This is a genomic window from Pseudooceanicola nitratireducens (assembly GCF_900109195.1).
GTDB lineage: Bacteria > Pseudomonadota > Alphaproteobacteria > Rhodobacterales > Rhodobacteraceae > Pseudooceanicola > Pseudooceanicola nitratireducens.
In genome coordinates, this window is sequence record NZ_FNZG01000002.1 from 22,101 (window position 1) to 46,101 (window position 24,001).

A 24,001-nucleotide genomic window follows, 5' to 3' on the forward strand; every position below is an offset into this window, starting at 1 on the left:
CGATGTGAACCGCTTTGGGGAACTTTTCGCGGATTCCCACGGTTTTTCCGTCACAGCGTCCCCATATGGGATCTATCGCAGCAGGAAGGAGGGTCCCGTGCAGACCACCCAGATCCAGAACGTGACCTACAACCCGGCAAGCCGCGCTTTCGAGGCGCGGGTGTCGATCACCGAAGACGGTGAAATCTTTACATACCCCTGCGCCCTGCGCGCGCCGATGGACATGGACAGCACCCTGGCGGCGCGCCGCCTGGTCGAACTGGCCCTGCGCCGGCACGCAAGGGATGCGCGCCCGACCGTGTCGCGCCGCCCCGAGAACGTCTTTGCCGCGCACATCCCGGACGAGGTGGCGCATGCCACCGACGCCCTGTGGCAACGGATGCTGGGCCACGCGGCCTGAGCTTTTCCAGTCAGGCCCCCGCAGCCTGACGTGATTTCCCCGCCGAATGACCGGGCGGGGACACCTTTGCGCCTCCACCCCTGTCCCTCTGGAGGCGGCAAAGCCCGGCGCTGCCACGCCGGGCCCGGAACCGGTGGCATCCCCCGCTAACCCGAGGTGGGGTGATTGCCCCGGTTCTTTAATTTCCCCAGCATGCCGCCAAAGCCTGAAGATCCGCTTACCGGGGCCGCTTTGCCCTGCGGACTTGACTGGCCGCCCCCCGCGGATGAGAAGACGGCAGTTTTTGTTGCATCGCAGGGGCCCGCCATGACCACCGACACACCCAAGACCTCCGACAAGCTGATCGTTGCGCTGGATGTGCCGAATGCGGTCGCCGGGCTGGAGCTGGCCGGCAAGATCGGCGACGCGGTCAGCTTCTACAAGATCGGGCTGGGGATGCTGACCGGCGGGGGCCTCGCCCTGGCGAATGAGCTGAAGCAGGAACACGGCAAACGCATCTTCCTCGACATGAAATTGTTCGACATCGGCGCCACGGTCGAGGCCGCGGTGCGCGGGCTGGTGCAGTTCGACATCGACTTACTGACCGTGCATGGCGATCCGCATGTGGTGCGCGCCGCCAAGGAAGGGGCCGCCGGATCTGGCACCAAGATCCTGGGCGTGACCATCCTGACCTCGCTGGACCGCGCCGATCTGGACGACGGGCTGATGGTCCCCGGCACCCCGCGCGAGCTGGTGATCGAACGCGCCGGACGCGCTTTTGACGCCGGTGCAGATGGCATCATCTGTTCGCCGCAGGAGGCCGCGGATGTGCGCGCCCTGTCCAATTCCTCCGGTCGCCTGATCGTCACCCCCGGCGTGCGCCCCACGGGCGCTGCGCTTGGCGATCAGAAACGCGTGGCCACCCCGGCTTCGGCCATCGGGGATGGGGCGGATCATATCGTTGTCGGCCGCCCCGTGTGGCAGGCCGAAAGCCCACGTCTGGCTGCCCAGGCGATCCAGGACGAAATCCGCGCCCTCTGAGACACCGTGCAGGGGGGGGGGCCAGCCCCCCTTGCGCCAAAGCCGAAGCTTTGCCGCACCCCCCGGGATATTTCGGGCAAGAGGATGGAGGGGCGCGCGCGCCCATGTCATCCTCTTGCCGAAAATATCCTCGCCGGCAGGCGAAATCCGCATCTGAGGCGCAGGGTCCACCCAGCCGGGCGCGCCCGGTTTCCTTGACTCATTGAGTCCAAGCGCCTAAACGGCCTGTCAATACCCGGAGTCTATCGTGATTCCGGTCCCCGCCGGTGTTGTGGGGATCGCCACCAGTCAGCGCGGATGCGCCCACTGGTGTGCTTGTCGTTTGAGCCGTCCTCACCCACTTTGAGGACATTGTCTGAAGAAGGTCGCAGGAGGGCCCGACATGATTGAGAACGCGCATGTTTGAAAATCTATCCGAACGCCTATCCGGTGTCTTCGATCGCCTGACGAAACAAGGCGCGCTGAGCGAAGAGGACGTGAAGACCGCCCTGCGCGAGGTGCGCGTCGCCCTGCTTGAGGCCGACGTCTCGCTTCCCGTGGCGCGCGATTTCGTAAAGGCCGTGCAGGACAAGGCCACCGGCCAGGCGGTCACCAAGTCGATCACCCCCGGCCAGCAGGTCGTCAAGATCGTCCACGATGAACTCGTGCATGTGCTGGCGGGCGATCCCGACGCGGATCCCGGCAAGCTGAAGATCGACAACCCGCCCGCGCCGATCCTGATGGTCGGTCTTCAGGGCTCGGGCAAGACGACGACCACCGCCAAGCTTGCGAAACGCCTGAAGGAGAAAGAGGGCAAGCGCGTCCTCATGGCCTCCCTCGACGTGAACCGCCCGGCGGCAATGGAACAGCTGGCGATCCTCGGCACGCAGATCGGCGTCGACACCCTTCCGATCGTGAAGGGCGAAGACCCGGTCGCCATCGCCAAGCGCGCCAAGACCCAGGCGGCCATGGGCGGCTATGACGTCTATATGCTGGATACCGCCGGTCGTCTGCACATCGACCAGGAGCTGATCGCCCAGGCCGCCGCCGTGCGCGACGTGGCCAACCCGCGCGAGACCCTGCTGGTGGTCGACGGTCTGACCGGCCAGGACGCCGTCAACGTCGCGACCGAGTTCGACGACAAGATCGGCGTGACCGGCGTGGTCCTGACCCGGATGGACGGCGACGGGCGCGGTGGTGCGGCCCTGTCGATGCGCGCAGTGACCGGCAAGCCGATCAAGTTCGTCGGCCTTGGCGAAAAGATGGACGCGATCGAAACCTTCGAGAGCGAGCGGATCGCCGGCCGTATCCTGGGCATGGGCGACATCGTGGCCCTGGTCGAGAAGGCGCAGGAAACCATCGAGGCCGAGCAGGCCGAGAAGATGATGAAGCGGTTCCAGAAGGGCCGGTTCAACATGAACGACCTGAAGATGCAGCTGGAACAGATGCTGAAGATGGGCGGCATGGAAGGCATCATGGGCATGATGCCGGGCATGGGCAAACTGGCCGGTCAGGCCAAGGACGCCGGTTTTGACGACCGCGCCATCAAGCGCCAGATCGCCATGATCCAGTCCATGACCAAGGTGGAGCGCGCCAATCCGCAGCTGCTCCAGGCCTCGCGCAAGAAACGGATCGCGGCCGGGTCGGGCATGGAGGTCGCGGACCTCAACAAGCTGCTGAAGATGCACCGTCAGATGGCGGACATGATGAAGAAGATGGGCAAGGGCGGCATGCTGAAACAGGCCATGAAGGGCATGTTCGGCAAGGGCGGCGACATTCCCGAAGGCTTCGACCCCTCGAAGATGGACAAGCGCGCCATCGAACAGGCGGCCAAGCAGATGGGTCAGAGCGGCGGATTGGGCAAGATGCCCGGTCTTCCCGGCCTGGGCGGCGGATTGGGCGGCGGCGCGCTGCCCCCCGGCCTGTCGGGGTTCGGCAAGAAGAAATGATCGTCGCGGCGCCCCCTTTTCCGGTGATCGAAACCGACCGGCTTCGGCTCGTGTCCCCTGCGGGACCCGAGTTCGACGCCGTGACCGCGTTTCTGGGCCCGGAGGCGCCGCATTTCCTGGACCATCACCCGGATGAAGAGGCCACCTGGTGGTCCGTGGCCACGATCATCGGCCATTGGCACCTGCGCGGCTATGGCATGTTCGCCGTGGTCGACAAGGCCACCGGAGAAGCCCAGGGCCTGGTCGGGCCGTGGTTCCCCAAGGGCTGGCCCGAGCCGGAGCTGTCGTGGAACCTGGTCGAAGGGGCCGAGGGCCAGGGCTTTGCCGAAGAAGCGGCGCGCGCCGTGCTGGACTGGCTGTTCACCGATCAGCGCTGGCCTTCGGTCGTGTCGCTGGTGGATCCGGCCAATGCGGCCTCGACCCGGCTGGTCGAAAAGCTGGGCGCCCGGGCCGAGGGCACCTTTGCCCACGAGATGGCCGGCGAATTCCGCATCTGGCGGCACCTGCCCCGGACTCTGGCCGGCAAACGCCTGATCGAGGGGCTGGCATGACCGATATCCCCACGCTCACCACCGAACGCCTGATCCTGCGCGCGCCGAAACAATCGGATTTCGACGTCTTCGCCGCCTTCTATGCCTCGGACCGGGCCAAGTTCATCGGCGGCCCGCTGGAACGCGATCGCGCCTGGCGGCAGCTGGCGACCGAGGCAGGGCATTGGACCCTGCTGGGCTATGGCCGCTGGATCGTTGCGGAAAAGGACAGCGACGCGCCCGTGGGCATGGTCGGCCTGTGGAACCCCGAAGGCTGGCCCGAGGCCGAAATCGGCTGGGATCTGTTCGACGGCCACGAAGGCAAGGGCTATGCGACCGAGGCCGCCGAGGCCGCGCGCGCCTACGCCTATGATGTGCTGGGCTGGACCACGCTGATTTCGCTGGTGGCCCCGGGCAACGACGGTTCTGCCAAGGTGGCACTGCGTCTGGGCGCGTCCTGCGAAAGCGAATTCACCCATGCCCGGCTGGGGCATCTGCATGTCTATCGTCACCCCGGCCCCGATGCGCTGGTGAACGGCGGCACGGAGGCCTACGCATGACGCTGCCCCGCCAGACCCCTGCCCTTGAGATCCCCGTACCCCGGCTTGAGACCGCGCGCCTTGTGCTGCGCGGCCCCGAGGGACGGGATTTCGACGCGGTCACCGAGTTCATGATGGACGCCGGACGCACCCGCTATATCGGCGGCCCCGTGGCCAGCGTCTTCGATGCCTGGGGCGGGTTCTGCCGGGTGATCGGCCATTGGATGTGGAATGGCTTTGGCTTCTGGACGCTTGAAGACAAGGCCTCGGGGCAGGCGGTCGGCCGTGTCGGGCTGTTGAACCATGCGGGCTGGCCGGAACCGGAACTGGGCTGGCACATGTTTGCCGCGGGGGAAGGGCGCGGGCTGGCGCATGAGGCGGCACTGACCATCCGGAATTTTGCCGCGCGGGACCTCGGGCTCAACCGTCTGATCAGCCCGATTCACCCCGACAATACGCGCTCGCGCGCCCTGGCCGAACGGCTGGGCGCAGCGGTCGAAAAGGAAACCGTTCTGCTGGGTGATCCCTGTCTGATCTACCGGCACCCGTCCGTGTTTGAGGAGGCACAATGACACCGAGCTTTACGATTCCGACGTTCGACACCGACCGTATCCGCCTGCGCGGCGCGCATCCCGAAGACCTGGATGCCATCGACGGCTTCTTTTCGTCCCAGGCCTCGCGCTATGTGGGCGGGCCGCGGGCACGTGCGGAAAGCTGGGAAGCCATGTGTGCCGGTGTCGGCCACTGGGCGCTGCGCGGCTTCGGGCTGTGGATCCTGACCGCGAAGGACAGCGGGGACGTCATCGGCGTCGCCGGTCTGCAGCAACCCGACGGCTGGCCCGAGGCCGAGCTGATCTGGGTGATGTTCCCCGAATACACCGGCCAGGGCCTTGCCACCGAAGCGGTGCAGGGCATCCGTGGCTTTGCCGCGCGGGAACTTGGCATCAAGTCTCCGATCAGCCTGATCTACCCGGAATACCGCAAGGTGGTCGACATGGCGGAAGCCATGGGGGCAACCCGGATCGAGGATGTGATCATCCCCGACGGGGCTGTCGCGGCCTGGCGTTTCCCCGACCCGGAAGGGGGGACCGATGCCGGCTAAGACCATCCCCGTCATTGAAACGGAACGGCTGATCCTGCGCGGGCCCGAGCCCGAGGATTACCCGAATTTCAAGCATACGTTCAGCTCGTATCGGTCGCGGTTCATGGGTGGACCGCTGAACGCCTATGAGACCTGGATGCTGTATGCCGCCGAAATCGGGCATTGGCAGATCCGTGGCTATGGCATGTGGATGATCCACGACCGCAAGACCGACGCGACACTTGGCATGGCGGGTGGCTGGAAACCGGCCGCCTGGCCCGAGGCGGAAATCGCCTGGATCATCTGGCCGGATACGGCCGGGCGGGGCTATGCGCTGGAAGCGACCCATGCGGCGCGGAAGTACTTCTATACCCAGCTGGGATGGGAGGGCGCGGTCAGCTACCTTGATCCCAAGAACCTGGATTCGATCCGCCTGGCCGAACGGCTGGGCGCGAAGAAGGACGATCAGGCCCCGACCGTCGATGGCGATGACGTGTGCTATCGCCATCCCTCGCCCGCGCAACTGGCCAGCGGCCAGATCGCCGACGGGATCGAGCTTGAGATCAAGTCCTACCAGAACCCGCTTTTCACCCCGAAAGGATACGCCATTGACTGATGATCAGACCGATGTCGTGGCCCGTGCGGCCGAGCTTCTCAAGGGCCATCGCGCCAGCATCGACCGGCTGGATGCGATCCTTGTCTACACGCTCGGAGAGCGGTTCAAACACACCCAGGCCGTGGGCAAGCTGAAGGCGGAACATGATCTTCCGCCCTCGGACCCCGCGCGTGAAGCCTCGCAGATTGCGCGGCTGGAAGACCTTGCGGAACAGGCCGACCTGGATCCTGATTTCGCCAAGAAATTCCTGAATTTCATCATTCAGGAGGTGATCCGGCATCACCGGCAACACCAATCGTAAGGCGGGATTTTCCCGCTAACTAACGCCATTCAAAGGAGAAACTCAAATGGCCATGAAAATCCGTCTCGCCCGTGGCGGCTCCAAGAAACGCCCCTTCTACCGTATCGTTGCTGCGGACAGCCGCATGCCCCGCGACGGCCGCTTCATCGAGAAGCTGGGCACCTACAACCCGCTGCTGCCGAAAGATTCGGAAGAGCGCGTGAAAATGGACGTCGAGAAGGTGAAAGCCTGGCTCGAGAAGGGCGCTCAGCCGACCGACCGCGTGGCACGTTTCCTCGAAGCGGCCGGCGTTCTGGAGAAGAAAGAGCGTTCGAACCCCAAGAAGGGCACCCCGGGCAAAGCCGCCCAAGAGCGCGCGGAAGCCAAAGCTGCCAAGGCTGCTGAAGCTGCCGAAGCCGCTGCTGCCCCCGCAGAAGAAGGCGCAGAGTAATCTGACGCTTCATCCGGCAGGTCTCCGGCCCGGTTCCGACCGGGCTGGCCCCTGCCGGATGGCCCCTTCCCGCGCCGATGCTGTTCCGTCCGATCCGCCTGCTGATCCTGCTGACCGTCGCTTTCGGCGCTGGAATGCTGTACGAACGGGAACGCCAGGCCGAAGAATGCCTGAACGAGGCCGGGATCTTGCAGGATATCATGTGCGGATGACGAAATGAGCGATCAGGTCTGTGTTGGAGCCATCGCCGGGGCCTATGGCGTCCGGGGTGAGGTCCGTCTGAAAAGTTTCTGTGCCGATCCGCAGGCGATCGCCGATTACGGCCCGCTGACGGATGAAAATGGCACCGCCTATACCGTCACGCTGATCCGCCCGATCAAAAACGGCTTTGTCGCCCGCCTAAGCGGCGTGGCCACCAAGGAAGACGCAGATGCCCGCAAGGGCGTGCAGCTGTATGCGCCGCGCGACCGTCTGCCCGAGGCAGGCGAAGACGAATATTACCATGCCGATCTGATCGGGCTGCGGGTGCTGGACACCGGCGGGACTGAAATCGGCACGATCCGCGCCGTGATGGATCACGGGGCCGGCGATCTTCTGGAAATCCAGGGGCCGGGGCTGAAGAACACCGTGCTTCTGCCTTTCACCCGCGCCTGTGTGCCGACCGTGGACCTGGCCGGTGGCAAGGTCGTGGCCGATCCGCCCGAAGGCCTGTTCTAAGCAGATGAGCGCGAAGACCCCGAAATCCCACGGCCGCAAATCCATCCGGCCCACGCTGGTGCCGCGCGACCTGATGAACGAACCGACGGCCCTTGCGGGGGTCTGGACCGCACGGATCATCACCCTGTTTCCAAAGGCCTTTCCCGGCGTTCTTGGCGAAAGCCTGACCGGCAAGGCGCTGGACGAAGGCAAGTGGCAGCTGGACACGGTGAACCTGCGCGACTTTGGCGAGGGCAAGCATCGCAACGTCGATGACACGCCCGCCGGGGGCGGCGCGGGCATGGTTCTGCGCCCCGACGTGATGGGCCGCGCAATCGACCACGCCATGCAGGGCGCACGCGGGGCCTGGCCGCTGGTCTACCTATCACCGCGCGGGCGGCGGTTCGATCAGCGTATGGCCGAACGGCTGGCGCAGGCGCAGGGCGTGACGATGATCTGCGGCCGGTTCGAGGGCCTGGATGAACGGGTCATCCAGCACTATGGCATTCAAGAGATTTCCCTGGGGGATTTCGTCATGACCGGCGGCGAACTAGCCGCGCAGGCCGTGATCGACGCCACCGTGCGGCTTCTGCCCGGGGTGCTGGGGAACGCGGAAAGCACCGAAAACGAAAGCTTTTCCGACGGCCTGCTGGAGCATCCGCAGTACACCCGCCCCGCCGAATGGCGCGGTCACAAGATCCCCGACGTGCTGATGTCGGGCCATCACGGCGAGATCGCCAAGTGGCGTCAGCAGATGTCCGAAGAGATCACCCGCCTGCGCCGCCCCGACCTGTGGTCGGCTGCCCGCGAAGGGCTTCTGGACGACGCCGTGCGCGATGTGCGCGGTCCCGAAGCGCTCTCCGCGCTCTTGCAAGCGCGTCTCGCCAGCGCCCCGGGGCTGGAGCAGATGCTGGCCGTCGCCAATGCCCATCCCACCCTGCCCCGCGATCCCTGGATGGCCGTGGCGCAATTCCTATGGGACGCCGCCGGGCGGGACGCGAAACAGGCTTGATCCAAAGGCGAATCCGGCCTATACGCCGCCCGTCCGGGACCCTTTGGGTTTTGCGGACCGTTCTTCTGTTCGATTGGGCCGGTTTCTTCGCCGGATCACCCCCGAACGCGGGACGAGCAAAGAAAAGATGACCTTACCTCTGTTGGGCGGCGCGACCGGACCCAGGTGAAGACCAGAGCTATGAGGCGGAAATCACTGCGGGAAAACCGCTGATATAGGAGAATTGCGATGGACCTGATCGCACAGCTGGAGGCGGAACAGATCGCCGCCCTGGGGAAAACCATCCCCGATTTCAAAGCGGGTGACACCATCCGCGTCGGTTACAAAGTGACCGAAGGCACGCGTAGCCGTGTGCAGAACTACGAAGGCGTTTGCATTTCGCGCAAGAACGGGTCGGGCATTGCCGGGTCCTTCACCGTGCGGAAGATCTCCTTCGGTGAGGGCGTGGAACGTGTGTTCCCCCTCTACTCGACGAACATCGAAAGCATCGAAGTCGTGCGCCGCGGTCGTGTGCGCCGTGCGAAGCTGTACTACCTCCGTTCGCGTCGCGGCAAATCCGCCCGTATCGCCGAGGTTTCCAACTACAAGCCCAAGTCGGGCGCAGAAGCGTAAGGATCGGCGAGATGAAAAAAGACACCCATCCCGAATACCACGTCATCGACGTCAAGATGACCGACGGCACCGTGATCCAGATGCGTTCCACCTGGGGCAAAGAAGGCGACCAGCTGTCGCTGGACATCGATCCGTCCGTGCACCCGGCCTGGACCGGTGGCTCCTCGCGTCTGCTGGACGCCGGTGGCCGCGTGTCCAAGTTCAAGAACAAATACGCCGGTCTGGGCTTCTGATCCCGACCTTGGGTTCGGGTCTTCGTCCCGATCCAGTGCGATTTGCGAAACGCCGCCCTTTCGGGGCGGCGTTTTTCGTTGTGGATTTGCCGCCTGTTCCGGGGGCTTGGACGGGGCCGGGATTGCTTTCAAACAGGAGGTGTGGGAAGAGCTTGGCAACAGGCAAACTGGGCTGACACATGGCAAATTCCAACGGGCAGGCGCAGATTACGCGCGGGCAGATCGCCACCGACGACGAAATCGATCTGGGGCAGGTTCTGCAGACCCTCTGGCGTGGCAAATGGGTGATCGCGCTTTGTGCGGTGCTGTTCCTGCTGCTTGGCGCGTATAACGTCTTTTTCCGCGCCGTCCCGGTCTATACCGCGACCGCCGCGCTGGCGCTGGAAAGCCGCGAAGAACAGATCGTCGACATCGAAAGCGTCGTGACCGGCCTGGGGGGCGATCAGGCCACCGTGAATACCGAGATCGAGGTGCTGCGCTCGCGCGGGTTGATCACCGACCTGGTTGAAGACATGGGCCTGGTCGAGGACCCCGAGTTCAACCCCGAGATCCGCGACAAGAGCGGGTTGTCCATCGGCAACGCCGTGAAATGGGTCAAGGGCACGATCCTGCGGATGGACACCACCGAAGAGCCCAAGGAACCGCAGGCGATCTTCGACAAGGTCGTCGAGAACGTCATGGGCACGATCTCGGTGTCCAACCCGCGCCAGACATTTGTCTTTCAGATCAGTGTCGTGACCGAAGATCCGCGCAAATCGGCGCGCATGGCCAACCGCCTGGCCGAGCTGTATATCGCCGACCAGATCAACGTTAAATTCGAGCGCACCGAACAGGCGACCATCTGGCTGACCGATCGCGTATCCGACCTGCGTGTCGATCTGGAAACTGCCGAAACGCGGCTGAAAGCTTTCAGCGCCAGCACCGACCTGATCAGCGCCGAGGGTCTTTATGCCCTGAATCGCCAGATCAAGGAGCTGCGGGACCGCCGCGCCGCGCTGATTGACGAAGTCGCCAAGGCCGAGTTGCGCGCCACGACCCTCACCGCCAATCAGGACGCCAGCGTCGACCAACGCGCTGCGGCGGCGGACGACATCCAGCTGAACGGGCTTGCCGGGCGGGCCGCGGATGGCAATGAAGACGCGCTTGAAGCCTTCGACACCCGCTATGCCCTGCTGCAAATGCGTTCTGCGCAAGAGCTGAGCCGGATGCAGAACCAAGTTGCCGTTCTGGACGCGTCGATCACGGACCTGGCACAGCGCATCGAACGCCAGTCGACCGAACTGGTGAACCTGCAGCAATACCAGCGGGAGGCCGAGGCCAACCGTCTGATCTATGAACACTTTCTGAGCCGCCTGAAGGAAACCAGCGTGCAGCAGGGGATCCAGCAGGCCGACGCCCGGATCCTGTCGCGCGCCGTGGTGCCGCAATCGCCTTCGGCCCCGCGGAAGGGGCGCGGCATGGCCCTGGCGATGATCCTGGGTGCGATCATCGGTGCCGCGATCGTCTTGGGGCGTGAGGCGGCGCAGAACACTTACCGCCTGGCTGAAAACATCGAACGCGCGACCGGTCTGCCAGTGATCGGCCAGATCCCGACGATCCCTGCGCGTCGGCGGAAAAACGTGCTTAAATACCTGTCGGAAAAGCCGAACTCCGGCGCGGCCGAGGCGATCCGCAATCTGCGAACCTCGGTTCTTCTGGCGGATCTCGACAATCCGCCGCAGATCATCATGTCGACCTCTTCCGTCCCGGGTGAAGGCAAGACGACACAGTCGCTGGCCATGACCCAGAACCTCGCCGGATTGGGCAAGAAGGTGCTTCTGATCGAAGGCGACATTCGCAAACGGATCTTTGGCGAATACTTCGAGATCGAGACCGACAAGGGCCTTCTTGCCGTGCTTTCGGGCGAAACGACGCTGGACGAGGCCGTGCGCTACAACGAAACGCTGCAGGCGGATCTGCTGATCGGCGAGGCTTCGAAGGTCAACGCGGCGGATGTCTTCTCCTCCGAACGGTTCAACGCCTTCCTGCGCGAGGTGCGCGAGAAGTACGACTATGTGATCATCGACACGCCGCCGGTGCTGGCGGTGCCGGACGCCCGCGTGATCGGGCAGTCCGTCGACGCGATCATGTACGCGATCAAGTGGGACGACACGACCAAGCGGCAGGTCGCGGATGGCCTTCGGTCGTTCCAGAACGTGAACGTGAAGGTGACCGGACTGGTGCTGACGCAGATCAATCGGCGCGGCATGAAGCAATATGGCTATGGCGACAGCTATGGCTCCTACGACAGTTATTATTCGAACTGATCTTCGGGTAATTTTTCGTACTGATCTGTGTGGTCCTCCGCAGCGCGCGCTGCGGTAAGGAAACGTTCATCACCTTTGCGGATCTTCCGATGCTCATTATCGGGAGATCACGATGTCCGACGCCTCTGCCAATCTGTCCTTGCCGTTGATCCAGCCGTCCCAGGCGCAGAAACACGTCACGCATAACGAGGCGCTGCTGATCTTGGACGCATTGGTCCAACTCTCGGTGCTCAGCGCGACCACAACCGCCCCGCCGGCAGAGCCCGCAACCGGAGATCGCTATCTGCTGCCGTCAGGGGCCACGGGTGCCTGGTCCGGTCAGGCGGCGACGATTGCTATGTGGCTGGGCGAGGCCTGGACATTCCTGGAGCCCCGTGCCGGATGGACCACCTGGATCGCGGATACGGGTGCGCAACTGCGGTTCGATGGCAGTACCTGGCAAGCCGAGGCCGCCGATCTGCAGAACCTGCCGATGGTGGGCGTAAATTCCGCGGCAGATTCGGTGAACCGTCTGTCCGTTGCCTCTGCCGCCAGCCTTCTGACCCATGAAGGGGCCGGGCATCAGCTGAAGATCAACAAGGCCTCCTCCGGCGATACGGCGAGCCTGCTGTTCCAGGATGGTTGGTCCGGCCGGGCGGAAATGGGCCTGGCAGGCAGCGACGACTTTGCCGTGAAGGTCAGCGCGGATGGCTTCGTGTTTCACACCGCACTGACCGCGACGGGCGGTTCCGGATCCGTGCAATTTCCGAACGGTGCCGAGGTGAGCGATCCTTCCGGGATGGGCGATGGCCCGGTCGTAGCGATGCCCTATATCCATTCGCGGGGCCTGAACCTGGTCAGCAATGGACTGGGCAGCCTGACAGCCCCCTATAATTATCCGGCCGGCCTCACGCGTGACCCGGTACAGACACCTGATGTCCAAGCCAGCTTTTCGCATGCGGGCCATGCGAGCGGATGGATGCAGATGACCGAAACCATTCCGGTCAATCCGAACGATATCCATGAGATTTCGTGTCTTCTGCGGCAGGAGGCGATGCCCGGCGATTGGTCTGCTCACGCGCACGAGGACCGACATGAAAATAGCCTTGGCCTGGTCTGCATCGACGCGGACGGCCAGGAAATCGCGCCGCTGCACCATGCGCGCTACAAGTCCGGCGGCACCGACAGCCTGACCACGCTGGCGGCACCGTTGGCCCCCGGTGACACCCAGGTTTTTGTCAGCGATGCGAGCGGCTGGAACGACGCCGAAAGTGATCCGGCGAAACTTGGCCTTCGCATTGATGGCTATCGGGATTCGCATGGGCGCTCCTACAGCTTTTACTCACGTTTCGCTTTGGCTGCCGCGTTCTCAACCACCGGGGTGAACAAGGTGACCCATGTGATCACCCTTGATGCCCCACTGCCGGGCAGCATGGGCAATCCAGACGATGCCTCTGGCATCTGGCCTGTCGGGACTCAGGTCGCCAATGCGGTTCAGGGCGATGCTGCCAAGCCAGTTGTTTACTCTGCCATTCTCTCCTCTTCCGATCAGTGGCACCGCGCCATGGGACATATCGGCGGGCTGGACACCTCCGGTACGAATGCACCGGGGAATTTCGCCCCGGGAACGGTGGCCGTTCGACTGGCCTGGTCGCTGAACAGCAGCAACCAGCCCGGCGGAACGGGCGGGTTTCCGGACACAGGCGCGGCACAGCGCGTCTGGATCGCAGGCGCGTCGTTTAGGTCCGCGCCAATCAGCGCCTTGCAATCAGTCACCACTGGTCCCGCGGCAGGGTCCAAGACGATCCACGTGGCCAAGGCGGATGTCGCCGGGTCCCAGATCCAGTTGCAGCAGGCCGCATCAGAGGTCGTGCCGATTTAGCGCGCTACGAAATGCAGATTAATTGGCTCAGGTTAATATTGAGTTTCGTTTTCTTGCCGATGCAAATTTGTTCGTTGCCCGGTCAGGGGGGCTGCACTATCCTTTTGGGGCATGCTGTTTAACCTTGAGGAGTTACCCATGAAGCGCATCGCAGCTCTGTCGCTTGTCGCCGCCCTGGCCGCAACCGGCGCATCCGCCGAGAACGCCACCGTGAAGGCTGACAAGCCGACGGTCTCCACCCAGGCGGGCCTGGCCCTGTCCGGCATGGCGCCTGCCGCTGCTGTTGTCGGCCTGGCTGTCATCGCCACGGCGATCGCAGCCGCAGACGCAAGCTCCGGCACCTGATCGACCGATCACCGATTTCGAAAAGGCCCTGCCCCGGCAGGGCCTTTTTCATTTGGTCCCCGGGCGGACCTTGCCCCGGGGGCGCCGCAAACCGTCAAAAACCCTGCTCGGTCCTTGATATGCACGTCTTTTTCACCCAAACACGTTTTTGATGAAACGGGGGAATCGATGAAGAAACTGGTCGCTCTGGCTGTCACCGTCCTGCTGTCCGGCTGTGGCGCGGCGTATATTTCCTCAAAGGTCAGCGATGATCCCGGCAAGGTGACTATCGTTCCTCTAACTGCCGCGACCGTGTCTTCCGCGAACCAGTCATCCTATAGCCCCCGCACTCTGCCATCGGTTTTCTTTGCCAATGCCGGAGGTCCCGCAGGCGGACGAGGGATCGGCGCGACGCCCCCCGCCTCGCTGGACCAGGAGGTGCGGCCAACGCGGCTGACATTGAATGCGCCGCCGCAGGTCGCTGTTCAGGCCTACACCATCGGCATCGGTGACGTTTTGCTGTTGGCCACGCGTGGCAATGCCTCGACTGTTGAAGAGCTTTCCGGTCTGCTGGCGGCGCAGAACCGACGCCAAGGTTACACCGTGCAGGATGACGGCGCGATTGCCATCCCCGAAGTCGGTCGCGTGCCCGTCGCCGGCCGCACCCTGGAAGAGGCCGAAGCGGCCCTGTTCCAGCGGCTTGTCGAAAACCAGATCGACCCATCTTTCAGCGTCGAGATCGCGGAATTCAATTCCAAGCGCATTGCGATCGGGGGGGCTGTTGCACAGCCGACCGTCGTGCCGATCACGCTGACGACGCTGACCCTGGACGAGGCCCTTTCGGCCGCCGGAGGGATCTCGACCACGGACCTGGATTATGCGTCGATCCGGATTTATCGGGCCGGAACGCTGTATCAGATTCCCGTTCAGGAATACTTGAAGCGGCCGCAGCTGCAAAAGCTGCGCCTGACCGCCGACGACAGTGTCTTTGTCGACACCGAATATGAGCTGAGCCGCGCGCAGGCTTATTTCGCGGAGCAGATTCAACTGGCCGAGTACAAGCAACGCGCACGCGAAAACGCATTGGCCGAGCTGACGGCCGAGGTGGATCTGCGCCGTGCCGCCTTGAACGAGGCGCGCGCCAACTTCCGTGACCGCGTCGAGTTCGATGGCGTGGATCGGGATTATGTCTACCTTACGGGCGAGGTCACCAAACCGAGCCGCTTCCCCCTTCCCTTCGGGCGTCAGGCCAGCCTTGCGGATGCGCTTTATTCCGAAGGCGGCTTCGACAATCAAACCGGCAACCCCGCCCAGATCTACGTTCTGCGCGGTGCCACCGACGGTGCCGGGGCTGAAACGGTGACGGCGCTGCATCTCAATGCTCGCAATGCGGCGAACCTTGTGCTGGCCACTCGGCTTGAGATGCGACCCAATGACATCGTCTTCGTCGCAGAACAACCGATTACCCGATGGAACAGAGTTGTTCAGCAGATTGTACCTTCGCTTTTGACCTCCGGTGCGGGCCTCGCCTCGCAGTAATTGCTCAGGCGGCATCGGCACTACAGGCAAAAGAAAGCCGTCGGGCGAGTCGGATCCAATATTCTTGGTCGATGTCTTCGCGATGGATCGTAGCCGGATCATGGGCGGCAATGCTGAGTACGAATTCGGCTCCGTCCATATAGACCAGATCCTGCAGACCCTGGTTCCAAAGGTGCAACTGCGCAGTCAAAGCCGTATGCTCCTGGCGCGTAAAAAGGCATTGCGGGCGGCTTTCGAAATGCAGATCAAAAGCCTCTGCGGCCGCATCTTTCAAATGCGCGGGCGGCACCGTCCAGCCTGCTACCACCTGTGAAGCCCAGATCGGCAAGACCCTGGGAGAGGCATTGGCCCAGTTCCTGTCGGGGACAATTGTTGGATCCGAAATCTCTGGGGAAATGGCGCGCCAAATTGTTCCGACCAGCCCATCCTTTGATCGACGAGCAGAGGCATAGTCGATCAGAAAGATCTCTGACGGCTCAAAGGCTTCCCTAAGCTGTCGATAGAGCCCGCCGTAGTCGCACCACAGGCCGTCGACCTGCCCGCTTTCGAGACAGGATTTCAGATAGTCAGGCGGGCGGTTGGGCAGCGAGTGACGGGAAAGCTCCAGATAGACCGACTGCAGAAACTCTGCCTGAGGTCTCAGCACGCAAAGAACTTGAAACTGATAGCCAGAAAAAATCTTTCGGAGGGCAATGAAGTCGACCTTGCCGCCCCGGCCGCCAGCTCGGCTAAACTCTTCACTAGACAAGAGAATCTTGGTGTCGGTGTCCCGATATGTATCAGCAAGATGTTTAAGAGACGCGCCCCCCCCCTTGGGCAAGGCGTAGACCTGCGGAAGGGCGATCCAATCTGTCAAAAAACCGTGGTGCCCGGAATGCGGTGTCAGATCCGGATAGACGATCCCCGCCTGCGACAAGGCCTGTCGATTGGCGTGCCAGTGGTTCTGAAGACTCGTAGTGCCGGTTTTGTGCGTTCCGATATGCAATATCAGCCTAGGCATGGACTTGCTCCGGATTGACCGACGCGCCGTGTTTGTTCGACGTTACCTCGGACAGGACATCTAGATAGAGGTGACCGAAGGTCTGGCTGGGTTCGAGCATGGCCTTCTCTCCCCATTCGTTCCAGGCGTTAATGAACAACTCATTTCTGTAAGAGGTTTCCAGCACGGTCTCATGCATTTCCCGCAACCATTTTCGAAAGGTGGCCGGAGACCCCCCGCGCGCGATGTGCGCCCGCACTTTGCGCCGGGCTGTATTGTCCCAGCTTGGCATGATTCCCGCTATGGTCCGAGAGGGTAAAGTGCGCCGATACTTGGGATCGACACTAAGCTGCGCGATCTTGGAATAGTCATAGATCACCCCTGAAAATCCAGGCACCGGGCTGGCGTCGTTCATGAGGTTCCCTGCCGCTCCTCCGAAAACATAGCTTTCATTTTTGACCAATCCGTGCGGGGGCATTTCGATCCAGAAATCAAAAAGACCCTCCGCCACTTCAGCTTCGCCAGTGACATGGAATGCAACGGCACCAATCTCGACCTCGCCGATCCCCGCGCGACGCCAGGCCCTTCGCATGCGCGCGATGTTCTGCTCGGGCGCTGGAAGGTCGGAGGGGCGGTAGACGACAAAGCGGGGGCGTTGGCCATCCGGTCGCTGGTATCGCGCGTCTTGCATGTATGGCAGGGTTGAGGCGACCAGATCCGTTTCGAAATCGGGCTTATAGTCTTGCGCGACCAAGACTTCGCCACTCAAACCATCCCAATTGCGCCGCCAGCTTTCATTTGCCCAACAAAGATAGAATGGAAAGTCGATGTCCGGTTCCATCAGCAGACGATCAAGGGGTTCTTCTAGCAGTCGTTTGCCGCCAAACCAGTAGTGGTAAACACAGAAAGCATCGATCCCAGCCCTGCCGGCCAATGCCGCCTGCGCAGCTAGTGTTTTTGGCAGGCGAAGATCGTAGAACCCGAAATCGGCAGGTCTTGAAGGTTGCAAATGTCCCGGAAAAACAGAGGTCCCAGACGTCACCGCAGACCATTCCGTATAGCCTGGTCCCCACCATGCGTCATTTTCTGCGATTGGGTGAAATTGCGGCAGATAAAACGCAGACACGAAACGAGGCGCGCGCGGAGAAGGGCGGATCTTGGCACGCAATTCCGAAGATTGTCGAACGGTTTGCCCAGCAGCCTTTGCGATCGCCCCGATTCCACGTTCAAAGGCATGTGCTAAAGTGCCATCGATCTGGCCCTCTTCGAGTTCGAAGAGAGCGTCGTCCAAGTGTAGCGCCTTGATCATGCCGATCATCAAAGGCTTTGCCCAGTATATTGATCCGGCGGGAAAATCATGGTCGTTTGGCAGATCCATCTCGATTCGTCGTAGAAGGGCTTTGGTTTTTTCCCGATTGCAGCCCCACCAGGTTTTCACTGCATACCGTTGTCCATCCGCAACCCAGAATGCCGCGTCTGAATCCGACAGGAAGTGGTCCAACTGGGTGGCAAGGCCATTCGGGAGGATCCCCGAAACAAGATGGCGGCGCCAAGTATCGCCGTCATTCCGATGAAGAGATTTCTTGCCGTGAAGCTTGCAAACAGCTTCATACCCGTCGAGGGCACCAGCATTTATGAGCCGCACAAAGGGTAGAATATCACGGCCGCGGTTGGGCAAGGTAAAGACCTGGGCCGTAGGAATAGCCTCGGCGATCTGATCGGCGAGCCAGTCTGTCTTTTTACCTTGCCATGTAAGAGTGACAAAAAGGTCAAATTGGATGTCGAGGGTGATCAAAATGTCCCTGAATTCAGGCCAAAGATCAGGGTAGTGCAGGTGAAGGTGGATTGCGAAGGGGGCTTTCCGCCGTTTCGGATCAAACCTTGGGATTCGCCCGTCATGCGGCGGCGAAACCTCGACCTTTGCAGCGCTAGCTCTTGAGCTTCGTGCGGAACGTCCTTCCGCTAGTCCAAGGGTCAGAAAATGACCGAGTGGAGATAGCCCGGCAGCGGCGACATCTGGATTGAACCGCAAATATCCCTGCGGCGAGAATTCTGGATGAGGGGAAAAGCCCATTCTTTCACCCCTGAGAAGGTAATGCCGCATGGGAACGAGCCGCCAGATCGGGTGTAGCCCCCTGATCTGATTTCGATAGTACAAACGATCGAACCAGCCGGACCGCGCGATCCGCCACATCAACAGCATATCCTTCACCGAAGGCAGAAAGACTTGAACCGCCAAAGACAGAATCCGGACGATGCGGGCAGTGTTCATGCGATGCTCCTAACCTCGTGAGATACGGAATCGCAGAAAACTCCTAAAGTTCGCCTAAGATCCGGCGGCAAAAGCGTTTAGTTCAGCCACATGCTACTTCGCGCGTGCAGCGAAAGACAAACCAAGCCGACAACCAATACGGCGGCAGGCACGATAGTGGCAAAATAGAGGTCAACAGTTGCGGGCTGATAGCCGGAATAAACCCCTGATCTGAAGACCGAAATCGCGTGAACAAGAGGGTTTAGCCAAACCAAGTCATCGAAGGGTTCCGGCACCGAATCGGGAAGAAACAGCACACCAGAGACGATGAAAGCTGGCCGATTAAGGATGGCCCAGATCCGCTCCCAAACCGGGAACGCTTCGAACAGAAAGGTGTTCAGCGTTCCAAATGCCATGCCGCAGAGCGATGCCAAGGCGATGCCCGCTGCGCATAGAAGGATGTTGGCCGGAACCACGCCCTCGATCGTACAGATGACGACCAGAACGCACAGGATGATCCCGAAATGCGTAAAGGCATTCAACAGGAAGCGCGCAAGTATCGTATCCGCCCATGTGAGCGCCGGGTAGCTCAGCAGTGGTTTGGAAAAGCGCATTGCAACGCCGATTTTCTGCGCCAAGTCGCTGTAGAAGGCAAAGGGCAGGTAACCTGTCGCGTAGAACAGGGCAAAGCTGCGCCCCAGGGGCGGCGAGTCGAAGGCCAGCGCAAAGATCCATGAAAGCAGGGCAACTGCGGCCATCGGTTCCAACAGGGCCCAGATGTAGCCCCCCGGTGTCCGTCCATAAGTTGTTGCCATCTCGCGTAAAACCAACGCTCCGATAGCTCTGCTTGATGCAAAGGATTGCAAATCTTTTTCCTTGTTAGCGAATTGTTTGCCTCTTGGGTCTAGACGGGAGATCTAAAGAACAAATTAGCAACGGAACATTTCTTCAATGGCGCAACAGGGCGTTCGAAAATTGAAGACCGATCGGAAGCCTGCATTGCCAGAGGGCTTCCCGACGCTCGTTGAGGACAGGGCCGACAAAGGCACGGCGGCTGCCGCACGCCTCCGTTTTCGGCATCGTACCGCTATCGCGAGTTTTCTGCTTATGGTGCTCATGCCGATCGCTGCAACTGGCTGGTATCTTTTTGCGCGGGCGGTCGATCAGTTCAGCTCACACCTCGGCTTCGTTGTGCATTCGGAAGATCCTTCATCGTTTTCCGGCCTAGCATCATTGCCTCTTGTGGCGGCTTTTGGCGGAGCCAGCTCTCCGGATGCCGACATTCTTGAGGCCTACCTGACATCCCAAGCGCTGGTCGAAGCGATGGACGATCGCTTTTCTCTTCGTGAGTCTTGGTCGCAAACACATGAAACAGATCCGGTTTTTGCCTTTTCGCCTGGTGGAAGTATTGAAGACCTGACCCGCTATTGGTCGAGAATGGTGAAGGTCGACCATGATCATGGATCGGGCATAATTGCTGTTGAAATCCGCGGCTTTGACCCTGAGCGCACCCAGGATATCGGCATAGAACTTCAGCGCCTTGGCAGTGATCTGATCAATCGGATCGGCGATGTCGCCCGCACGGACAGGCTGCGCCATTCCAAGCAAGAGCTTCAGTTGGCAGAAGAACGATTGTCGATGGCCAGGCAAGTTTTGACGACCTTTCGACTTTTGCATCGGATCGTTGACCCGATCGCCGACCTGCAAGGCGACATGGCAGTCATTCACCAATTGCAACAGGACTTAGCTGACGAAAGGATTTCGTTGGACCTGCTTCGTCGAAACCTTGCGGCAGGGTCTTCCAGTGCACGGCAAGGGGTCATCGCGGATTCCCGTATCGTACAATCAGAGCGACGGATTGAAGCAATTCGCGGCAGAATCGAGGAAGAACGACAAGCATTCGGTGACGCGGGCGGACAACGTGACCTTGCGCGTCTCATGGGTGACTACGAAGAACGTGTCGTAGCCGTGGAACTGGCGCAGGACGGCTATGCTTTGGCCCTGGCTGCGCATGAAGCAAACCGGGCCGCTGCCAATTTGCAAACGCGCTATCTAGCCAGCTATTCCCCCCCGACACTGGCCGAGAGGCCGATCTACCCGAAGCGATGGTCCATCTTGGCGAGTGTTGGTTTTGCCGCCTTTCTTCTTTGGGCAACCGTCGTCCTGTTTGGATACGGCTTGAGAGACCGGTTTCAGTGACATGACCCTCTGCCTAGAAGACGTCAGCAAAAGTTTTCGGGCCGGCGCGCGCACACTGCATGTTGCCCGATCCTTGACGTTTCAATTCCCAGAAGGCCAAGCTATGGCCCTGATCGGCCGAAACGGGGCGGGCAAGACAAGCCTTCTTCATATGCTTGCCGGTACGATGCGGCCCGACCGTGGCACCGTCCGTCGAACGGGTCGCATTTCCTGGCCCGTCGGCTTCCAGGGCAGTTTTCACCCGGATTTGACCGGCTTGGAAAACGCCCGATTTGCTGCTCGGCTCTATGGCGTGGACACGGACGACGTTTGTGCATTCATCTACGATTTTGCAGAGCTCGAGACACAATTTCACTCACCCGTCCGAACATATTCCGCCGGCATGAAGGCGCGACTGGCGTTTGCGCTTTCCATGGCCATGCCCTTTGATGTCTATCTGATCGATGAGGTCACATCGGTTGGCGACGGAGCCTTCCGCCAGAAAAGTGAAGATTTGCTGCGCCGCAGGCTTTCGGCCTCATCTGCGGTTGTTGTCTCCCATTCGATGGAACTGTTGGCCCGGCTCTGCACCTCCGGCGCAGTGTTGGAGAACGGCCGCTTGTTCTTCTACGCTCGCGTCGCCAAGGCAATCGAACACCATCGATACTTGATGCGCGGGCAGCCCCCCCCTTGGCTCTCATGACAGGAAACCTGACTATTTGCCTTCCGATGTTGAACGGTGAGCTCTACCTGCAAGAGCAATTGGACAGTCTTCTTCGGCAAACTCGGCCGCCGGACCGCGTCTTTCTTTCCGACGACGGGTCCACCGATTCAACAGTGTCGATTGCCAAAAAATTTCAAGCGAAAGCGCCTTTCGAAGTTAGGATTATCGATGGTCCGCAGGCCGGATATGGCAACAACGTGATGCGTTTGCTGGCCGAAGCCCCTGAAGGTCACCTAGCTTTCTGTGATCAGGACGATATTTGGGATGAGTTCCGGCTAGAACATGCCACCGCAGCCTTATTCAGACTTCATTTGCCAACGTTGCTAGTCTGCGGAAGGACGTTTCGACCATCGCGAACCAATACCACTGTTCGACCGACGACCGCCAACTTTGTGCAAAGCCTGTATCGCAATCAAGCTCCAGCCAACGCCACGGTTGTGAACCCTGCTGCGACGCGGCTCATTAAGGAAAATGCACATCTTCTGGCGACCAACCCGAGCTTTCCCGACTGGTGGATCTACTCTTTGATCCTGGGGCACGGAGGCAGCCTGCTTTTTGACCCCAAACCGGGGCTTTGTTACAGGCAGCACGCTGGCAATCTTATTGGTGCGCGAACGGTCCGCGGGCTGTTGAAGAGAGGAAAAGCGATCCTTTCTGGACAGCACAAGACGTGGAAAGAGACCCACCTCCTAGCCCTTTGGTCATGTCGAAAAGCCCTGACACCAACCAATCGCGCCGCGCTATACAAGGCTCTAAAGGCCAGTCGCCGGAAGAAGATCGCGCGGTTTCCAATTGATTTATCTAGAATTTCTTGAAGTCTTTCATGTTGGGCCACCAACCAGCCTCAGCTTTGTCACCTGGATGTCTCGCCAGGATACTAAACCGACCTTCGCGAAAACGCGGGGGACGACATGGTTGCACTTCATTTTGGCAATTCGCTTATCGGAGCAGACGCGGCAAGATTTGGCGCGATCCAAACTCTGATCGCACTCGAAGATCCGGTATTAGGGTTCTACTGGCTGTATTCCGGTGCCCAATCGGAGGGTACGATTACCAGAACCCGCTTAATCGAAGGGCAGCCCATGGCAAACCCAGAGGTCACGCATGTTGCGGGAACCACGCAGGTCTACCGATCCTCGGACATGATTTTGCGTGAAACTGCGGGCGATGTGGAGCTTTGGGTCGCGGGAACCAATGTTAGCACGCTGATTTCATTCGACATCATCAAGGAAGGTCGCCTGAATGGACAGACCAACTTCGAGGCGCAGGATCCGATCACAAAGATCGAGAATGTCAAAATCGGCTTCCAAGACTTCCTGATCAGCGGAACGCGGGACGGCAGTGGTCTGCAATCCTCAACATACGCGGACAGCGCACTGCAAAAAATCGATGCCATCGAAGATACGCCGAAAACTGCTCTCGGCTCGATCGGGGATCTGGCGCAGATCACGAATACGAACGGGACCTTCTTGATCGCTGGCTCCGGGTTGGATGAAGGCATCACTTCGCTTCACATCCAATCGGACGGAACTTTGAAGCTGATCGACACCTTGGCACCATCGGATGGGCTTTGGCTCTCGGGTCTCGACTGTCTTGCCACCGTTGCCGCGCATGGGAGGGATTTCGTTGTTGTCGGAGCGATCGGGTCGTCCTCACTCAGCCTTGTTCGGGTGAATGATCTGGGCGTTCTGTTCGTCGAAGACCATACTTTCGATACTCTGACTTCGCGGTTCTCGAAGGTGGATGCCATCACCAGTTTTTCGATTTCAGATCGAGGGTTTATCGTGGCCGGAGGAGCTGACGACGGATTGAGCCTTTTGGAAGTTCTGCCGGATTTCACGTTTTTTCATCATGGAACACTGGTGAATGGCGTAGATGGTAGCCTGGACGCGATCACCGCCCTCACGACAGCCGAATTCGGCACCGAAATCCAAGTGATCGCTGCAGGCCAGCCCGGATTTACAATGGCACGCATTGATAAAACTTCGATTAACGCAACCCTCGTGGGCTCGGCGACGGCCGACACTCTGACCGGAGATAATGCCGACGACCTGATTTGGGGGGCGGACGGCAACGATTCCCTAAGCGGCAGCGGTGGCGATGATCTGATTGCCGGCGGGGCCGGTCTTGATCGGCTGTCCGGAGGTGCCGGCGCGGATGTTTTCCTTTTTTCCAATGACCTGGAACGCGACGAGGTTCTTGATTTTGAGCTTGGCATCGACCGCCTGGATCTGAGCGATTGGGGACGCATCTACGATGCTTCTTCTCTGTCGATCCAAGAACGGTCAGACGGCGCGATCATCTCCTACAACCATTTGTCACTAAGGCTTTTTTCCGACGACGGCAGTCGAATCGAAGCGGAAATGGTGAGCAACGACATGTTTTTGTTCTAGGCCCTTTCGATGTTTGCGATCGCTTAAGCTTTTGATGCGACAGTCCAT

The 24,001-nt window shown here is 60.8% G+C and carries 25 protein-coding genes and 1 pseudogene; 23 read left to right on the forward strand and 3 right to left on the reverse strand.

Annotation, left to right across the window (positions count from 1 at the left end):
- Positions 1 to 97 precede the first annotated feature (97 nt).
- From BMX99_RS05930 to BMX99_RS06015, 19 genes and pseudogenes are all read left to right on the forward strand, one after another.
- Complete coding sequence (locus tag BMX99_RS05930; RefSeq protein ID WP_093448586.1) at positions 98 to 400, forward strand: hypothetical protein; 303 nt, start codon at positions 98 to 100, stop codon at positions 398 to 400.
- A gap of 306 nt (positions 401 to 706) precedes the next feature.
- The gene (gene pyrF / locus BMX99_RS05935; protein ID WP_093448588.1) at positions 707 to 1,420 is read left to right on the forward strand and encodes an orotidine-5'-phosphate decarboxylase; all 714 of its coding nucleotides are present in this window, start codon (positions 707 to 709) and stop codon (positions 1,418 to 1,420) included.
- 398 nt (positions 1,421 to 1,818) lie between these two features.
- Positions 1,819 to 3,348 carry a signal recognition particle protein gene (gene ffh, locus BMX99_RS05940; protein WP_093448590.1) on the forward strand — a complete coding sequence of 510 codons (1,530 nt, stop codon included), beginning with the start codon at positions 1,819 to 1,821 and terminating at the stop codon, positions 3,346 to 3,348.
- Positions 3,345 to 3,899: a GNAT family N-acetyltransferase gene (locus BMX99_RS05945; RefSeq protein WP_093448592.1), complete on the forward strand. Its 555-nt coding sequence runs from the start codon at positions 3,345 to 3,347 to the stop codon at positions 3,897 to 3,899. Before ffh ends, BMX99_RS05945 begins: the two co-directional genes overlap by 4 nt.
- A complete protein-coding gene (locus BMX99_RS05950; RefSeq protein ID WP_093448594.1) occupies positions 3,896 to 4,438 on the forward strand; it encodes a GNAT family N-acetyltransferase in 543 nt (180 codons plus the stop codon). Before BMX99_RS05945 ends, BMX99_RS05950 begins: the two co-directional genes overlap by 4 nt.
- On the forward strand, positions 4,435 to 4,989 hold the full coding sequence (locus BMX99_RS05955; RefSeq protein ID WP_093448597.1) for a GNAT family N-acetyltransferase: 555 nt from the start codon (positions 4,435 to 4,437) through the stop codon (positions 4,987 to 4,989). Before BMX99_RS05950 ends, BMX99_RS05955 begins: the two co-directional genes overlap by 4 nt.
- The gene (locus BMX99_RS05960; protein ID WP_093448600.1) at positions 4,986 to 5,519 is read left to right on the forward strand and encodes a GNAT family N-acetyltransferase; all 534 of its coding nucleotides are present in this window, start codon (positions 4,986 to 4,988) and stop codon (positions 5,517 to 5,519) included. The genes BMX99_RS05955 and BMX99_RS05960 overlap by 4 nt, the downstream gene beginning before the upstream one ends.
- Positions 5,509 to 6,114 carry a GNAT family N-acetyltransferase gene (locus BMX99_RS05965; RefSeq protein WP_093448602.1) on the forward strand — a complete coding sequence of 202 codons (606 nt, stop codon included), beginning with the start codon at positions 5,509 to 5,511 and terminating at the stop codon, positions 6,112 to 6,114. Before BMX99_RS05960 ends, BMX99_RS05965 begins: the two co-directional genes overlap by 11 nt.
- Positions 6,107 to 6,415 carry a chorismate mutase gene (locus BMX99_RS05970; RefSeq protein ID WP_093448605.1) on the forward strand — a complete coding sequence of 103 codons (309 nt, stop codon included), beginning with the start codon at positions 6,107 to 6,109 and terminating at the stop codon, positions 6,413 to 6,415. The genes BMX99_RS05965 and BMX99_RS05970 overlap by 8 nt, the downstream gene beginning before the upstream one ends.
- A gap of 46 nt (positions 6,416 to 6,461) precedes the next feature.
- Complete coding sequence (rpsP, locus tag BMX99_RS05975; protein WP_093448608.1) at positions 6,462 to 6,845, forward strand: 30S ribosomal protein S16; 384 nt, start codon at positions 6,462 to 6,464, stop codon at positions 6,843 to 6,845.
- Positions 6,846 to 6,922: 77 nt separating this feature from the next.
- Positions 6,923 to 7,057, forward strand: a complete 135-nt coding sequence (locus BMX99_RS19985) for a hypothetical protein (RefSeq protein ID WP_261315367.1) — start codon at positions 6,923 to 6,925, stop codon at positions 7,055 to 7,057.
- Positions 7,058 to 7,061: 4 nt separating this feature from the next.
- A complete protein-coding gene (gene rimM / locus BMX99_RS05980; protein ID WP_093448610.1) occupies positions 7,062 to 7,562 on the forward strand; it encodes a ribosome maturation factor RimM in 501 nt (166 codons plus the stop codon).
- 4 nt (positions 7,563 to 7,566) lie between these two features.
- Positions 7,567 to 8,352: pseudogene (trmD, locus tag BMX99_RS05985) on the forward strand (tRNA (guanosine(37)-N1)-methyltransferase TrmD); the annotation flags it as partial.
- Positions 8,353 to 8,781: 429 nt separating this feature from the next.
- Positions 8,782 to 9,165, forward strand: a complete 384-nt coding sequence (gene rplS / locus BMX99_RS05990) for a 50S ribosomal protein L19 (protein ID WP_093448614.1) — start codon at positions 8,782 to 8,784, stop codon at positions 9,163 to 9,165.
- Positions 9,166 to 9,176: 11 nt separating this feature from the next.
- A complete protein-coding gene (gene rpmE, locus BMX99_RS05995) occupies positions 9,177 to 9,398 on the forward strand; it encodes a 50S ribosomal protein L31 (RefSeq protein WP_093448616.1) in 222 nt (73 codons plus the stop codon).
- A gap of 179 nt (positions 9,399 to 9,577) precedes the next feature.
- Positions 9,578 to 11,704: a GumC family protein gene (locus BMX99_RS06000; protein WP_093448619.1), complete on the forward strand. Its 2,127-nt coding sequence runs from the start codon at positions 9,578 to 9,580 to the stop codon at positions 11,702 to 11,704.
- A 112-nt stretch (positions 11,705 to 11,816) separates the two neighbouring features.
- Positions 11,817 to 13,565, forward strand: coding sequence for a DUF2793 domain-containing protein (locus tag BMX99_RS06005; RefSeq protein WP_093448621.1), 1,749 nt, complete (start codon positions 11,817 to 11,819; stop codon positions 13,563 to 13,565).
- Positions 13,566 to 13,703: 138 nt separating this feature from the next.
- Entirely contained in the window at positions 13,704 to 13,910 is a 207-nt protein-coding gene (locus BMX99_RS06010; RefSeq protein ID WP_093448623.1) for a hypothetical protein, read from the forward strand.
- Positions 13,911 to 14,078: 168 nt separating this feature from the next.
- Positions 14,079 to 15,428, forward strand: coding sequence for a polysaccharide biosynthesis/export family protein (locus tag BMX99_RS06015; RefSeq protein WP_093448626.1), 1,350 nt, complete (start codon positions 14,079 to 14,081; stop codon positions 15,426 to 15,428).
- Between the two features lie 4 nt (positions 15,429 to 15,432).
- Here the strand turns inward: BMX99_RS06015 and BMX99_RS06020 are convergent, their stop codons facing one another.
- The 3 genes from BMX99_RS06020 to BMX99_RS06030 form a co-directional block, all read right to left on the reverse strand.
- Entirely contained in the window at positions 15,433 to 16,413 is a 981-nt protein-coding gene (locus tag BMX99_RS06020; RefSeq protein ID WP_139216899.1) for a hypothetical protein, read from the reverse strand.
- Between the two features lie 7 nt (positions 16,414 to 16,420).
- Positions 16,421 to 18,679: a glycoside hydrolase family 99-like domain-containing protein gene (locus tag BMX99_RS06025; RefSeq protein ID WP_093448630.1), complete on the reverse strand. Its 2,259-nt coding sequence runs from the start codon at positions 18,677 to 18,679 to the stop codon at positions 16,421 to 16,423.
- 77 nt (positions 18,680 to 18,756) lie between these two features.
- A complete protein-coding gene (locus BMX99_RS06030) occupies positions 18,757 to 19,524 on the reverse strand; it encodes an ABC transporter permease (RefSeq protein ID WP_280140390.1) in 768 nt (255 codons plus the stop codon).
- 85 nt (positions 19,525 to 19,609) lie between these two features.
- Between BMX99_RS06030 and BMX99_RS06035 the strand changes: the two genes are divergently transcribed.
- From BMX99_RS06035 to BMX99_RS06050, 4 genes are all read left to right on the forward strand, one after another.
- Positions 19,610 to 20,857, forward strand: a complete 1,248-nt coding sequence (locus BMX99_RS06035; RefSeq protein ID WP_093448632.1) for a hypothetical protein — start codon at positions 19,610 to 19,612, stop codon at positions 20,855 to 20,857.
- A 1-nt stretch (position 20,858) separates the two neighbouring features.
- The gene (locus BMX99_RS06040; RefSeq protein ID WP_093448635.1) at positions 20,859 to 21,539 is read left to right on the forward strand and encodes an ABC transporter ATP-binding protein; all 681 of its coding nucleotides are present in this window, start codon (positions 20,859 to 20,861) and stop codon (positions 21,537 to 21,539) included.
- On the forward strand, positions 21,536 to 22,375 hold the full coding sequence (locus tag BMX99_RS06045) for a glycosyltransferase (protein WP_093448637.1): 840 nt from the start codon (positions 21,536 to 21,538) through the stop codon (positions 22,373 to 22,375). Before BMX99_RS06040 ends, BMX99_RS06045 begins: the two co-directional genes overlap by 4 nt.
- A gap of 96 nt (positions 22,376 to 22,471) precedes the next feature.
- Entirely contained in the window at positions 22,472 to 23,953 is a 1,482-nt protein-coding gene (locus BMX99_RS06050; protein WP_139199443.1) for a calcium-binding protein, read from the forward strand.
- The last annotated feature ends 48 nt before the right edge of the window (positions 23,954 to 24,001 follow it).